Source organism: Paraglaciecola algarum, from assembly GCF_021532655.1.
In the GTDB taxonomy this organism is placed as follows: domain Bacteria; phylum Pseudomonadota; class Gammaproteobacteria; order Enterobacterales; family Alteromonadaceae; genus Paraglaciecola; species Paraglaciecola algarum.
In genome coordinates this window covers 262289-277051 of the sequence record NZ_JAKGAS010000003.1, presented here as the reverse complement: position 1 = coordinate 277051, position 14763 = coordinate 262289, and the positions used below count along the sequence as shown (strand labels likewise).

The following is a 14763-nucleotide window of genomic DNA, read 5'->3' as shown; positions in this document are numbered from 1 at the left end:
ATTCCTTTTATGTTAGTATTTTTTGCCAAAACATAGCGCTGCCTTTTTCTGGATCTAGTTCATAACCAGAAAAACCATGTTTGATGTAAGCATGCTTAGCAGCATGATTGCCTTCTAGTACTTCTAAAGTGACTTTACAACAACCTTTATTTAGAGCAGTTTCATCGACCTTTTGTAATAGTTTTTGACTTAATCCTAAACCTCTAAACTCTTGTAAAACTACTAGGTCATGTATATTAATTAGTGGGCTACATTTAAAGGTTGAAAAGCCTTCAATACAGTTAGCTAAACCGGCAGGTTTATCATCGACATAAACCAATATACTAAAAACATTTGGCTGCTTTGCTAAAGTGGTGATTAGATTGTTTTGTGTATAGGCTGATAATGGTTCGGCACCGCCCATAGGATCTAATGCGTAGGCGTTGAGTAAGTGAATTATATCTTGCCCTTGTTGCTCATTTGAGTAATCAGCAATTTTAATTTCAATATTCATTTGTATTTGTTTACTACCTTTTAAGCAAAAATTCGATTATCCACCTAACATTTCACGCAGCTTTTTTTCGGCTAATTCAGCTGGAGATAAAGACGTATTTTCAATCTTTTTTGCTGGAATAGGATCACCAAATAATTCGGCTAATTTGGCCTTAGCTGCGTCAGATTTATATCGCTTTAAATTTACAGTTTTGAGGAGAGTGGGTTTGAAATAATCACAAAAGTTTGCCCGTTCTGGATCTGAAATGTGTTCTGCTCGCTCTTCATCACATCTGTTTTTATTGAGATCGAAAAACTCACACATATTACACACATGAAAATCAGCGCTACACTGTTTACATTCTTCTCGTCTGGACATAGGTAAAATAATGTTTTCTTGTGAAGTGCCACACTTCCAACAGTTAAACGAAGACATCTTTTATTCCCGTTTTTTTAAAATTGATCAAACATTATGGTATTACCATCAGGATCTTGCAACACACAATGAGCAGGCCCAGTCTTTCCTTGAGTTGAGGTTTGCATCTCCACCCCATTTTTGACTAAATGCGCTTCGATGATGCGAGCATCGGTAGGATTGAACGTTAAAATATTACTTTCAAACATACCTTCAAATAAACCTATAATAGTGGTCCCATGTTCCAATATTAGCCACTTGTCTTGCACTGAACCACATTCTGGATGCGCTTTAAATCCTAAGGCTTCATAAAACGCCTTTGATTTTGCAATGTCTTTTACCGATAAACTAACTGAAAATCTGCCTAATTCCATGGTGATACCTTATCGCTGTGAACTGAGTCATTTTCAAAGTAGCCACAACAAAAATATTTATCAAGTTTTAGTTATGAGGTTAAGTTTTGGTATAAAAGTATTTGGCTAAAAGAAAAGGGGCCGCACAAGGCCCCTTACTATGTTCCGATTCTTGATTATTCTTGGTTAACTGAACCTATGCTATGAATACTTAAGTCAGCGCCATGATATTCTTCTTCTTCGGTCATACGTATGGTAGTGATTTTGTTAACTAAACCGTAGACAATTGCGCCCCCAACTAGCGCCACAATTATGCCCACAGCGGTACCAATCAATTGAGCGGTAAATGACACACCACCTAAGCCGCCTAGAATATCTAAACCGAATATACCTGCGGCAATACCACCCCACGCACCACATACACCGTGCAAAGGCCAGACCCCTAATACGTCATCAAACTTTTTGGTTTGTTGAATTTTGGTAAATAGAAAAACAAAAATTAATCCAGCAATTAAACCTACAAATAGTGAACCAATTGGATGCATCACATCAGAGCCTGCACAAACAGCAACTAAACCAGCAAGTGGACCATTATGAATAAAGCCTGGATCATTTTTACCTGCCCATAATGCAGCTAATATTCCGCCCACCATAGCCATAAGCGAGTTCATTGCTACTAAGCCACTAATACCATCCATGCTTTGAGCTGACATAACATTAAAGCCAAACCAACCCACACATAAAATCCAAGTACCTAAGGCTAAAAATGGAATATTAGATGGAGCAAAAGCAATGAGCTTATTGTCCTTAATACGGCCTTTACGTAAACCTAAAAAGTAAACGGCTACCAAAGCTAACCATCCGCCTACACCGTGCACCACTACTGAACCTGCAAAGTCATGGAAAGCGTAACCCGTGGTACTTTCTAACCAAGATTGAAAGCCATAATTGCCGTTCCAAATAATGCCCTCAAAAAACGGGTAAACAAAAGCCACGATTACCGCAGATGCTAGTAAAAATGGATAAAACTTGGCTCTTTCAGCAATACCGCCAGAGATAATCGCTGGTATTGCCGCGGCAAATGTCATTAGAAAGAAAAATTTCACTAAGTCATAACCATTATTGGCTGCAAGTTCACTGGCACTGCTAAAGAAAGTTGTGTCATAAGCAATCCAGTAACCAATAAAAAAGTATGCCACACAAGAAACAGCAAAATCTGTGATGATTTTAACTAGAGCGTTAACCTGGTTTTTATGTCTTACTGTGCCTACTTCTAAAAAAGCAAAACCCGCGTGCATGGCAAATACCATGATAGCGCCAATCAGCAGAAAATAAGTGTTTGAACTTTGCACCAAGGTTTCTACGGCGCTATTTATATCTTGCATTGTTATCTCCAATTTAGTTTTTGTATTTTATTTGGATTGTTGAGTGTGAGTTAATTCTATTCTAAGAAACTAAACCGCTTCGTCGTCTTCTTCGCCGGTACGAATGCGGATAGCATGGCTAATATCCATTACAAAGATTTTACCGTCGCCTATTTTTCCTGTATTCGCTTTACTGATAATAGTTTCGATACAACGTTCTAATTGATCGTCACTCACCACTATTTCTAATTTTAATTTAGGTAAAAAATCAATGTTATATTCAGCCCCACGGTACATTTCAGTGTGACCTTTTTGGCGGCCAAATCCTTTTACTTCAGAAACTGTCAATCCATTAATTCCTACTTCAGTTAACCCTTCTCTAACGTCATCTAACTTGAAAGGTTTAATGATTGCTTCAACTTTTTTCATCTAGTGCTCCTAATTTTTATGGCATGAGTTATTTTTAATTTGCCAACAATTTAACATGCTTTTTACAAATGAGCATTCGCCAATTGCTAGAAATTAACTATTAAATATCATAGGCCTATGATCTAACTCGACTCTTTTAACTAAAACGTGAAATAATCCCAATGAAAGGTATTAATTTTTACTTCCCATAAGGCTAAATATTAAATGACAATGATAAAACGAGTGTTGATGGTAAGTCTTATCACTTTACTCAGTGTGGCTCTTGATCAAGGCACTAAATGGTATGCGGCAACCAATTTACCAAAATTTAAAATGGATAGTTATTGGTGGGACACATTGCGTATTGGTTATGCCGAAAACACAGGTGCGTTTTTGGGATTAGGCAGTGGTATGAGTGATGAGGCTAAGTTTTGGATTTTTGTATGCGCGGTCGGTGCTATTTTGTTTGCCTTGTTGGTTTATATATTTAGAACCAAAACACAGCCCCCACTGGGCCTAATTGCTCTATCTTTAATATTCTCTGGCGGTATTAGTAATTTTTATGATCGTGCAACCAATAACGGTGCTGTAATAGATTTCTTAAATATGGGCATAGGGTCGTTACGTACAGGTATTTTTAACGTAGCAGACATGGCGATTATGTTAGGTGTGTTTATTTTGTTGTTCGTAAAAAATGAAGAGCCTGAGAAGATAAAAGATAAAAGATAAATTCGTAGTATTTTTAGTTATGTAATTTGACACTAAATTTATGTTTTATTCATTAAATTTTCTATAGGGCTTAATATGTTTGGCCGTGATGCGTAAACTGTTAAAAAATCATTAGGAATTTATTAAATTTATGAAAAAGTTATTCGCTGTACTTAGTTTGTCGGCTGTTGCTAGTTTAACAACGGCTCAAGATAACAATCAAATTGATCCTAAATTAACCGAGTTTTGGGAGCCAGTACCTGCTGTGGTTACCCCTGATCCAGTGCCCTCTGATGCTATTGTTTTGTTTGATGGCACCAATTTAGAAGCATGGAAAGGTAAAGATGGTCCAGCACCTTGGACGGTTAAAAATGGCTATATGACAGTTAATCCAGGTAAAGGCGGCATTAGCACCAAACAGAGTTTTTGTGATATGCAACTGCATATAGAATGGCGCGTACCAGAAAAAACACCAGGTAAAGAAGGCCAACAGCAAAATAACAGTGGTGTATTTTTACAAGGCCGCTACGAAGTACAAGTCTTAGATTCTTATGAAAATAGAACGTATTCGAACGGCCAAGCGGGTTCTGTTTATAAGCAAAGTTTACCTTTAGTGAATGCTATGAAGCCGCCTACACACTGGAATACTTACGATATTATTTTTAAAGCGCCACGGTTTAGTGAATCTGGAGAATTAACATCCAAAGCTCATGTCACTGTATTACACAATGGTGTTTTGGTGCAAAACCATACTGAAATTCAAGGTGGGACAACTTACCGAGGTCAACCTTCCTATAGTGCTCATGGTTGTGCACCGATATTTTTACAGGATCACGGCAATTACGTAAGCTTTAAAAACATTTGGGTCAGAGAGCTGTAACTCTCACCAAACGGCTAAAATCAGCACAAACAGGCGTAGTTTGCATACATGTAAAAGTATTGATTATGACAACCGTATCTTAAATTAGGTACGGTTAGTCTTAATTACTATCTGTTTACTCTACATAACAATAAATGAAAAGGTTAAATTTTTTACGGGACAAACAACCCTTGATACTGCTTCAAAAGCAACCAATCAACGCCATCCTGGCGCTCACTGTTTTGGGAAAGATCAATTTACATTTAGAATGTATAGCTTAAACGTGTATAAAATCGATTCTTGTCTGCTAAGGTAAGCCCAAATGAGCGTAACCTGAAAAACGTAAGCGGGTCGCCTAATCTGGCAGCAGATTCTATATATCCATTATTTTGCGCAAGTTCGGCAAACATGGAAAACTCCCAATGGCTACGTTGTGCATTGATACCGATACGCAATTTGCTAATATCATCCACTATAGCCAGATTATGTTCAGCGACAAATCTTTGTGATTCATAATGAAAGCTGGCAAAGGGAGAAACTGACCATTTATTGTATTGAAATTGATTGTTAATGCCCACTGCTAAAGTATGCTCAGGTACGTTAGGAACCACGTTACCACTTACGTCCCCATCACCTAATAGTTCAAACTGCGCAGCTGTTGACGCTTCTGACAAACTGGTTTTAACCCATCCATAACTTAGCCATACCTTAGTCAGTTCACTCGGCATCCAGATAAGCTCAGTTTCAATGCCGTAATTTTTGCTTTTACCATTATTAGCGATAACACTTTCAGTTTTAACTGAATCATTTGCAAGTTTGAAAGTAATACTTTGAGATGTCTGTAGATCTTGCCAGTGGGTATAAAAAGCACTTAATTTGGTGGATATTGACTTATCTGCCGACAAGCCTTTGTAACCGGACTCAAGCTGCCATAGTTTTTCCTGATCGAAACTTTGATATGACCTCACCAATTCGGCGTCCAGACTATCTGTAAACTCTTTATCATATAAATTGACATTAAAGCCTCCTGGTTTATTACCCTCGCCTAGGCTGATATACCAAAAGTTATTGGTGTGAAGTTCATGGCGATAAGTGATTTTAGATTTATTATCATTAAAGTCTTTAATGCCAGAGTTTTCAGTTGCTACAAAGCCAATCTCGTCTTGTGATAAACGCAAATCCAAAATAATATCTTGAGCCTGACTCAATTTATAAGAGGCCCTTACATATAAAGCAGAATAGTTAACATTGCTTATACTGGATGAGTCTGAAGCAGGAGAAACAGTGCCAGAAAAATCTAAAAAACTTTGGATTTTGCTTTTTGTATCTTGCTCGTAATGCGTATAGCCAATTATTGTTTCTAATGATTTATTCCAAACACTATGTAATTTAAAATCAGCTTCTTTTGTCTGCATAGCATTTTCTACATCTATCCAAGAAAATGAATAATCAGAATAGTCGCCATCAACAAAATAACTCATTTTATTGTCCAATAGGCCAAAATTAAATGACACATCATGTTGTTGAGATAACTGCAAATTCATAATGCTAGTCAGCAAGTGTGCATCTTTCCATAAACCACCTTGCCCATTAAGCCAAGTGTTATTTTGACCTTGAGATTTGGGTTGATTTAGGATTCCACAATAATATTGCCTGCGTGTTTCTAAATAACAGTTATTTTGAACTGCGGATTGCATTACCGTTGGGAAGCTACTGTCCTTATCGGCAAAAATATAAGCATTAGTACGCCATTTAAAATCGCCCATGCTATAGCTTAATGCTAAATGCCCATATTGATGCTCTCGCTGATTAAGGTTGCCACCACCGTCACCTGTTTCGTTGTTGTAGTCACCAGCATTTTGTTTATGTTTTAAGTTTATTTGAATTCCAAAACTATCAGAATATTGCTTACCATAGCTAGCTGTTAATGCGGAAAATCCTTGATCGCTAACTGTTACAGATAATTCCTTTGATATGTTTACTAGAGGGTCCTTTGAAACCAAATTCACTGCGCCCGCAAAAGTATCTCTTCCATAAAGTGTGGCTTGCGGACCTCTAATCACCTCAACATATTTAAAATCTTGCAAAGAAATGCTGCTTACAACGTTAGAAAATGACAACCCATCAATAAATATTCCCGTGACGTTATTACCGGTTATATTTGCTACGCCTCTTGTAACACCTCGCTCTAGCAATTTCCCAAAACTAGGTCGAAACGAAAAGTTTGGGACAAACTCTGCTAGGTCGTAAATATCCACAATATGACTGTTTGCTATTTGCTCGTGAGTATAAAGGGTGCTCGAAACCGGTACTTTTTGAAAAGACTCAGGTACTTTTTGCGTTTCCACTTCAATGTTAAGTAGCTCTTCAAGTGACATGGAAAATAAGTTGTCGGTGTTTTCCGCCATCTCAGATGCTTGTAAGTGAAAACTAGTGGCTAAAACACTTAATATTAAAAGTCGATAACAAAAGTTAAACGTCATAAATTCAAAGGGCAATTATTTGAGTTCATTATAGCTAACTATTTATAAGCAGAAATACAAGAGTCGAAAAGTTTTACTTTATAAATCAATAAACAATCTAAGTTTGTATCCAATTAAATCTCGTATTACAAAATCCATTAAAACCTCAAACTAAAAGTAGCACCACCATTTTGATTGATGCTGTATTTTACGTTGCCTCCATGAGCTAACATGATTTGTCTGGTTAAGGCTAATCCTACGCCCGAGCCTTTTGGTTTGGTGGTGAAAAAGGGGATAAATATTTTTTGCTCGGTTTCTTGGTTGATGCCACTGCCATTGTCGCTCACTTCAATTACTACATGCCCTCTAGGATTTAAGTAGGCTGATATCTCTATTTTCGCGTCGGTTTTATGTATAACCGCATGTTCGGCGTTTTTTAATAAATTAAGTAAAACTTGGCTTAACATATCTGCATCAGCAGTGAGTTCCAGTTCGCTTGGGGTGATTTGAATATCTAAGGTAATTTGTTTTTGCAGCCAATCTTGGCTTGCAAGCAGAGCCACTTGGTTAAACAAGTCTTTTAGTCGAACTATTTTTTTATGCGGTGTGGGCAACTGAGTCAGTTTCCGATAACTACTGACAAATTGGATCAGGCCGTCACTGCGCCTTGCGACGGTATTGACGGCATCACCAATGTCGTCTAAATCTTCCCGTAACTCAGGTAAATCTTGAGTTTTGCTTTTGGTATTGTCAACTAAACTCACTGCTGTGTTAGCTAATGAAGCAACGGGCGTAATACTGTTCATAATTTCGTGGGTGAGCACTTTGACTAGATCTTGCCAGGCTTGCAGTTGAGCGCCTTCTAACTCATTTTGAATATCTTGCAAACTGATTAATTTTTCGTGGGTGTCAGGTAAATTGATTTGGGTAGCAGCTAGGCTAAGTTGATGTTGCATGCCATCAATCGATACCTGAGCAATACGTTTTTCACCGGGCTGGACTTGTTTAATATGTTTTAGAAAGTCTGAACTTAAGAGCTGTAAATCGCTCAGTTTGGTCATTGGGTGGGTACCAAATAGTTGTCGCGCCGCATGATTCCAAAGACTGATTTCATCTTTTGCATTAATGCTCATTAACGGCACAGGCACATGTTCAACTATGGCTTTTATGTGTCTGTGTTGGGTTTCTTTTTGGCTTGATAATTGTTGAAATTTAGTCAGTATTTCCCCAAAAGTTTGTCCAAGCTCAGCAAATCCCGAGCCCATTTGGTTTAACTCAAATCGTTGTGAATAGTCGGCAAATCGCATGGCATCTAAAAAACGAGTCAATTCTTGATTGGTTTTGGCAATAAATTTTATGAGCAAAACACACTGCAAAAAGAACAAAGCTACAAGCACTATGCTTGTCATATGATAGCCTGATGCAGTAACAAAATAACTCAGCACGACTAAGTTAAACATAATCAGGCCTGATCTTAGTAAGATCAGGATTGAGAAACGTTTAAAGTCCATGTTTTTCCATCCTTCTATAAAGTGTTGCCCGTGTTAATCCTAAGGCTTTTGCAGCATGGCTAATATTGTATTTATGTTGTTTTAGGGCTGTTTCTACCGTGTTTTTTTCGACTTTATCCAGATTGAGTTCAATCTCGACAGGTGCTGTGGTTTGCACTTGATTGACAGTATCTTTATTTGCCAAGACTTGGTTATCTAATTGAAAATCTGTACTGATTAATTGATTATGACTGGTTAACACTACAGCACGTTCAATGGCATGCCTTAATGCTCTGACATTACCTGGCCAAGGGTAATCTTGTAGCAAACTAAGAGCGCTAGACTCAATGTCTGTTATCGGCTTTTTGTATTTTTTGGCATATAAGCTTACATAGTGTCTAGCAATTAATGGAATGTCGTCAATTCTGTGACGTAAAGGTGGCAGTGTGATTTCCACTGTATTTAACCTAAACAACAAGTCTTGCCTAAACTCTTGCTCTTGACTGAGTGTGGTTTTATGGATGTTGGTGGCTGAGATGATCCTTACATCTATATCAATAGGTTTATTGGAACCTAATGGTGTGACAGTTCGTTGTTCTAACACAGTTAACAACTTGGTTTGCAAATGGAGTGGCAAGTTGCCAATTTCATCTAAAAACAAGGTACCACCATTTGCCGCTTGAAATCGGCCGATTCTTTCTTGTTGAGCGCCAGTGAATGCGCCTTTTTTGTGTCCAAACAACTCACTTTCAAATAGGGTTTCAGACATGGCGCCTAAATCCACTGACATAAATACCTTATCTGCTCTAAGACTTTGCTTGTGTAACTCACGAGCCACCAATTCTTTACCTGTCCCGTTTTCGCCTAAAATTAGTACGTTTGCGTCGGTGGGAGCACACTTTTCAACTAGTTCATAAACCTGTTGCATTGGCCCAGAGGTACCTAATAAAACGTGCTGATTGGTTTGGCTGGTGTCTTTAACTAAAAGTAGATTGGTGTCTCTTAGGGTTTGAGCTTCATTTCGGCTTTGGCCTAACATGACAGCCGTGGTGAGTGTGGCTACTAACTTTTCATTTTGCCAAGGTTTAGTCACAAAATCAGTGGCACCTAATTTCATGGCTTCAACCGCCACATCAATACCACCATGGGCAGTAATCATGACCACCACCATTTGTGGGCTGATTTCTAGGATCTTTTTCAGCCAGTTGTAACCTTGAGAGCCAGAACTTTCACCAGGGCTAAAGTTCATATCTAACATCACAGCGTCAAACTGATTTTTTAACAGTAAATCCGGAATGCTGTGTGGGTTATTGCAAATGGTCACTTGCGAAAAGTGTTGTTTTAACAATAACTTTGCTGCGGTAAGAATGTCGTAGTCGTCATCAACTACTAACACATGTCCTGTTGAAGTCATGTATGCCTGCTCTCAATACCAAGTGTTGAATATCGTACACCTAGTGTTCATATTCGTACAGTTTAATTGGTGTTTATTCAGATGGTTTAAATAAAAGTTAATAAAAACAATGAGGTAAGAAGTGGAACGATACTTGTAAAAGGCATTACGAGTAGTAGTTTTACTAAACAAGCGTCAGTTTAAATCTTTGTAAGGTTAGTAACATTGAAATCACATAACACAGACAAGTTACATTCAGTGGAAAAGGTAAGTGTTACACCACTTGGCAAGAGTTCAGCATCAGGGGCGGCGGTTTCAGGTTCAGGCATGGATCGTAAAGTGGCGACAAAAACCAGTCCTGTGAAAAAGATCATCTGGCCTTTAGTCGTTATTTTAGCTTTAGTGGTTTTATATTGGTTTTTTAAGCAACCAACAGGCAAAGCCTTATTGATTGACCCAGAGCGCATTGCTACTTCGACCGTGGCAGCAGGTACTTTTGAAGACTTTATTCCGGTACGAGGGCGCATTACCCCAGCCAAAACCGTGTACTTAGATGCAGTGGAAGGTGGCCGAGTTGAGCGGGTGTTCGTTGAAGATGGCAGCACGTTACAAGCCGGCAATTTAATTGTGGAGTTATCTAACGCTTCGCTACAACTTAGTGTACTAGGAAATGAAGCGCGAGTGGCCGAACAACTGAATAATATGCGCAGTATAGAGTTGAACCTTGAACAAAACCGCTTACAACATAAACGTAATTTGGTCGATATTAGATATCAAATAAAGTTGTTAACTAGGCAGTTAACCAGAGAGCAAGCCTTAGTGGCAACAGGGGCTGTAAGTCAATCTGCCTTTGACGATACTCGCGATACGTTAGCCTGGTACCAAAGCCGATTAGCCTTGACCCTAGAAAGTCAAAAGTCTGATACCAAGATGCAAGAAGAGCAATTGATATTTCTAAAAGACACCACTAAACGTTTAGAAGGTAACTTAGCCATTTCTAGACAAAACCTCGACAACATGAATGTTAAATCACCAGTGAATGGCACCTTGTCGGGCTTTAATATTGAGGTAGGACAAAGTATCGGTAAGGGCGAAAGATTAGGTCAAATAGATACACCAAACGATTACAAAGTTACAGCTTATATTGACGAGTTTTACTTAGGACGAGTGGATATCGGGCAAAGTGCCAAGTATCAAGATTATGACTTAGTGGTCTCGAAAATTTATCCACATGTGCAAAATGGTCAGTTTGAAGTGGATTTTAAATTTGTAGCTCAGCAACCCAGCGATATTCGTCGCGGCCAGAGTATTCAAACCAAGTTAACTTTAGGCGATGCCTCTCAAGCCTTGTTGATCCCTAATGGCGCATTCTATCAAGACACTGGCGGCAACTGGTTGTTTGTGGTCACTCAAGATGGCAAGCAAGCGGTAAAACGAAACGTCAGGTTGGGGCGACGAAATAGTCGTTTTATTGAAGTGATTGAAGGCTTAGATGAAGGTGAACAAGTGATCACTAGCCCTTATACCAGTTACCAAGATATGACAGTACTTAAACTTAATTAATTTTTTACAACAGTATTTAGAAGGACAGCACACATGTTGAAATTACACAATTTATCCAGAATTTACCGTACAGATGATGTAGAAACCGTGGCCTTAAACAACGTGAATATTGAAATTGGTCAAGGCGAATTTGTGGCCATCATGGGGCCGTCGGGTTGTGGAAAATCTACCTTATTAAACCTAATTGGTATGTTGGACTCACCTAGTGACGGCCAATACTATTTTAATGATGAACAGATTTCGGGTTATTCAGAGAAACAATTAGCGGTTATACGTAAACACCACATTGGTTTTATCTTTCAGAACTTCAATCTTATCGAAGAACTAACAGTTGCCGAAAACATCGAGTTGGCTTTGTTGTATCACAATATTCCTGCCTCAGAACGCAAAGAAAAAGTAGATGAAGTGATGGATATGGTAGGCATTGCCCATAGAGCGAAACACATGCCTAGTCAGCTTTCAGGTGGACAGCAACAAAGAGTGGCAGTGGCAAGGGCGGTAGTAGGAAACCAAGGTTTGATTTTAGCAGATGAACCTACCGGTAATTTAGACAGTACTCATGGTCATGAAGTGATGGAGATGTTGCGTACTTTAAACGACAAAGGCACCACAATTGTGATGGTGACTCATAGCCCGGCTCATGCTGATTTTGCTAACCGCACTATCAACTTATTTGACGGTAAAGTTGTTACAGAAAGTGTACGCGCCGCATAGATTGAAGCCAAAATACGAGAAAAAATTATGTTTAAAAATTATTTAATCACTGCTTGGCGAAACATTATAAAAAATGGCATGTTTTCGGTGATCAATATTGCTGGTTTAGCTTTAGGGTTAATGAGCTGTATTTTAATTATGTTGTTTGTGCGAGAAGAGACTGGCTTCGACAAATGGTTGCCCGATAGTGAACGTATTGTACGTATGCATTCGGCTTATTACGTTAGCGGTAACCCTCCTTTTGAAACTGTACGTTCTGCTGGCAACATGATGGAGGCGATTAGAGATTATGCGTCTAATGAAGTGGAAGAGGGGGTGAGATTAATTCATTTTGGCGCCACGGTGCGTAAACAAGAAAGTGCTTTAGCGGAACAAATTACCTTAGTGGATGGCAGTTTTTTTAATGTATTCGATTTGCCCTTTGTACATGGTTCAGCGCAAACTTCATTTACTAAACCCTATGATCTGATTATCACCGAAGACATCGCCATAAAATATTTCGGCAAAACAGATGTGGTAGGTGAAATCATGACTGTTTGTTGTGTAGGCCCCGAACCATCACCTGTGCCTGTCACTGGGGTGATAAAAAACTTGCCAGACGAAACTCACCTTGAGCTTGGTATGTTGGCCTATGTCGATCCAAAAATTATTGAAAACAATGCTGGTTTAAACACTTGGACCAGCGTTAATGTGTATACCTACTTCAAAATGCGTGTGGGTACTAGCATACAGCAACTCCAAGAGCGCATCACTTATTGGGTAAACAACGAAAGCCCATTACTCGATATGTATTTAAAAAATGTTGGCGAACTCGCACCGGGAGCGCAAATCAGCGACAACATGAAACACAAGCTCATGCAGCTTGAAGATCTACACCTTAAAGCCAAACAAGATGCTGGCAATATGGGGGATCTTACACCTATGGGGGATCATAACCTTATCGTCACCTTCACTATAGTCGCCTGTTTAATATTGTTGATTGCCTGTATTAATTTTATGAACTTGTCTACCGCTCGAGTCAGTCACAGGGCTCGCGAAGTTGCCATGCGTAAAGTGTTAGGGGCTAGTCGTTCGCAGGTTGTAGTGCAATTTTTAAGTGAAGCCATTGCCCTTGTATTTATTTCAATGATCCTAGCATTGATTTTAGTTGAGCTTGTTTTACCTCTGTATAACTTAGCCTTAGGTAGACAATTAGAGCTGGCGTTATTTACCGACTTAAGCCTAATCGCGAGTTTGCTGGTAATTGGTTTACTGATTGGATTAGGTGCGGGTATTTATCCTGCTATGTTCTTATCCCGCTTTTTACCGGCTGATCTATTACGCTCAAGTAAAGGTGGAGAATCCTCCACTGCATCCAACTTACGTACTGGTTTAGTGGTAGTGCAGTTTGCCACGTCAATTGCATTAGTGGTGTGCACAGCTGTGATATATGGCCAAACCTTATACGCCCAATCTGTAGATGTGGGTTATGTCAGTGACGATAAACTCGTGCTCAACGTTAGGGCTGCTGGGGATAACCGTGATCGATTAAAACATGAGTTGTTAAAATTACCTGAGATAAATTCAGTGGTATTTTCTTCTGAAGTGCCCACTCAAGACAATGAAAATAATAACACTTTCACCTTAATTGATGGTGAACATGTCAACGGAGAAAATCCTTCTGTATTGCTAAATTACCATGACATAGGTTACGACTTTTTTGAAGCTTATGGGGTGAAACCTATTGCGGGTCGCTTGTTTAGCCTAGACTTTGGTAGCGACATGATCCAATTTGAGGGCAGAAAAGAAGGGGACAAAGGCCGCGCCAATGTGATTTTAAATCAAACCGCAATTGATAAATATGGATTCACTTCAGCTCAACAAGCTATTGGTAAAACCTTAGACACCAACATGGCTAATGGACATCTAATGACCATTGTTGGCGTAGTGCCAGACATCTATTTTCGTTCTATTAAGTTTGGCGTGCGTGCCACTGTATATTCTATGAACCCTAATCGATTAAGGGTGGCTAGTTTGTCTTTTAACACTTCAAATGTGAGTCAGTTAATGGAAAAAGTAGAACAAGTTTGGAAAACCAACGTGCCTATGCAGCCTATTAATTTGCAGTTTTTAGATCAAATGATGAAGGCCCAATATGCTGAAGAAAATATTCAAGTGAAAATGTTCTCAGCGTTCTCAATGTTAGCCATAGTCATTGCCTGTTTAGGTTTGTATGGATTAGCGGCTTACACCACAGAAAGGCGTACCCGTGAAATCGGTATTCGTAAGGTCATGGGCGCAAACATCAAAGACATAGTGGCACTGTTAGTTTGGCAATTTTCAAAGCCAGTTTTAATGGCAAACCTGATTGCTTGGCCTGTGTCAGTTTACCTCATGTTAACTTGGTTAGAGTCTTTTTCTTATCGTATTAATAGCCTGTGGTTGCTGCCTGTGTGTTTTACTGTGGGACTGGCTTTATTGTTGTTGGCATGGATCACAGTGGGGGGGAACGCTGCTCATGTAGCCAAAGCCAACCCTATCAAAGCATTAAGGCGAGATTAACCCAGCCTTTAGTTGGCGTAAT

At 39.1% G+C, this 14763-nt stretch carries 13 protein-coding genes; 5 read left to right on the top strand and 8 right to left on the bottom strand.

Annotation, left to right across the window (positions count from 1 at the left end; all coding sequences use genetic code 11):
• Positions 1 to 7 precede the first annotated feature (7 nt).
• The 5 genes from L0668_RS07365 to L0668_RS07345 all read right to left on the bottom strand — a co-directional run bounded on the left by L0668_RS07365 (position 8) and on the right by L0668_RS07345 (position 3032).
• Entirely contained in the window at positions 8 to 493 is a 486-nt protein-coding gene (locus L0668_RS07365) for a GNAT family N-acetyltransferase (RefSeq protein WP_235311448.1), read from the bottom strand.
• A gap of 36 nt (positions 494 to 529) precedes the next feature.
• Entirely contained in the window at positions 530 to 907 is a 378-nt protein-coding gene (locus L0668_RS07360) for a hypothetical protein (RefSeq protein WP_235311447.1), read from the bottom strand.
• A gap of 17 nt (positions 908 to 924) precedes the next feature.
• Positions 925 to 1260, bottom strand: a complete 336-nt coding sequence (locus tag L0668_RS07355; RefSeq protein WP_235311446.1) for a VOC family protein — start codon at positions 1258 to 1260, stop codon at positions 925 to 927.
• A 155-nt stretch (positions 1261 to 1415) separates the two neighbouring features.
• Positions 1416 to 2624, bottom strand: a complete 1209-nt coding sequence (locus L0668_RS07350) for an ammonium transporter (protein ID WP_235311445.1) — start codon at positions 2622 to 2624, stop codon at positions 1416 to 1418.
• A gap of 69 nt (positions 2625 to 2693) precedes the next feature.
• On the bottom strand, positions 2694 to 3032 hold the full coding sequence (locus tag L0668_RS07345) for a P-II family nitrogen regulator (RefSeq protein ID WP_235311444.1): 339 nt from the start codon (positions 3030 to 3032) through the stop codon (positions 2694 to 2696).
• 204 nt (positions 3033 to 3236) lie between these two features.
• Here L0668_RS07345 and lspA point away from each other — a divergent pair, with 204 nt between their 5' ends.
• Both lspA and L0668_RS07335 read left to right on the top strand, forming a co-directional pair.
• Entirely contained in the window at positions 3237 to 3740 is a 504-nt protein-coding gene (gene lspA / locus L0668_RS07340; protein ID WP_235311443.1) for a signal peptidase II, read from the top strand.
• Positions 3741 to 3861: 121 nt separating this feature from the next.
• Positions 3862 to 4599, top strand: coding sequence for a 3-keto-disaccharide hydrolase (locus tag L0668_RS07335; RefSeq protein WP_370659890.1), 738 nt, complete (start codon positions 3862 to 3864; stop codon positions 4597 to 4599).
• Positions 4600 to 4841: 242 nt separating this feature from the next.
• Here L0668_RS07335 and L0668_RS07330 read toward each other — a convergent pair whose 3' ends face one another.
• The 3 genes from L0668_RS07330 to L0668_RS07320 all read right to left on the bottom strand — a co-directional run bounded on the left by L0668_RS07330 (position 4842) and on the right by L0668_RS07320 (position 9944).
• The gene (locus L0668_RS07330) at positions 4842 to 7076 is read right to left on the bottom strand and encodes a TonB-dependent receptor (RefSeq protein ID WP_235311441.1); all 2235 of its coding nucleotides are present in this window, start codon (positions 7074 to 7076) and stop codon (positions 4842 to 4844) included.
• A gap of 122 nt (positions 7077 to 7198) precedes the next feature.
• The gene (locus L0668_RS07325) at positions 7199 to 8500 is read right to left on the bottom strand and encodes a sensor histidine kinase (protein WP_235311440.1); all 1302 of its coding nucleotides are present in this window, start codon (positions 8498 to 8500) and stop codon (positions 7199 to 7201) included.
• A gap of 40 nt (positions 8501 to 8540) precedes the next feature.
• Positions 8541 to 9944: a sigma-54-dependent transcriptional regulator gene (locus L0668_RS07320; protein ID WP_235311439.1), complete on the bottom strand. Its 1404-nt coding sequence runs from the start codon at positions 9942 to 9944 to the stop codon at positions 8541 to 8543.
• 204 nt (positions 9945 to 10148) lie between these two features.
• On the opposite strand from L0668_RS07320, the gene L0668_RS07315 reads away from it, so the two are divergent.
• Genes L0668_RS07315 through L0668_RS07305 form a run of 3 tightly spaced genes read left to right on the top strand, consistent with a single transcriptional unit; the run spans position 10149 to position 14741 of the window.
• Positions 10149 to 11486 (top strand): efflux RND transporter periplasmic adaptor subunit, encoded by a 1338-nt coding sequence (locus L0668_RS07315; RefSeq protein WP_235311438.1) that lies wholly within the window; start codon positions 10149 to 10151, stop codon positions 11484 to 11486.
• A gap of 33 nt (positions 11487 to 11519) precedes the next feature.
• Positions 11520 to 12200: an ABC transporter ATP-binding protein gene (locus L0668_RS07310; protein WP_235311437.1), complete on the top strand. Its 681-nt coding sequence runs from the start codon at positions 11520 to 11522 to the stop codon at positions 12198 to 12200.
• Between the two features lie 27 nt (positions 12201 to 12227).
• Complete coding sequence (locus L0668_RS07305) at positions 12228 to 14741, top strand: ABC transporter permease (RefSeq protein ID WP_235311436.1); 2514 nt, start codon at positions 12228 to 12230, stop codon at positions 14739 to 14741.
• The last annotated feature ends 22 nt before the right edge of the window (positions 14742 to 14763 follow it).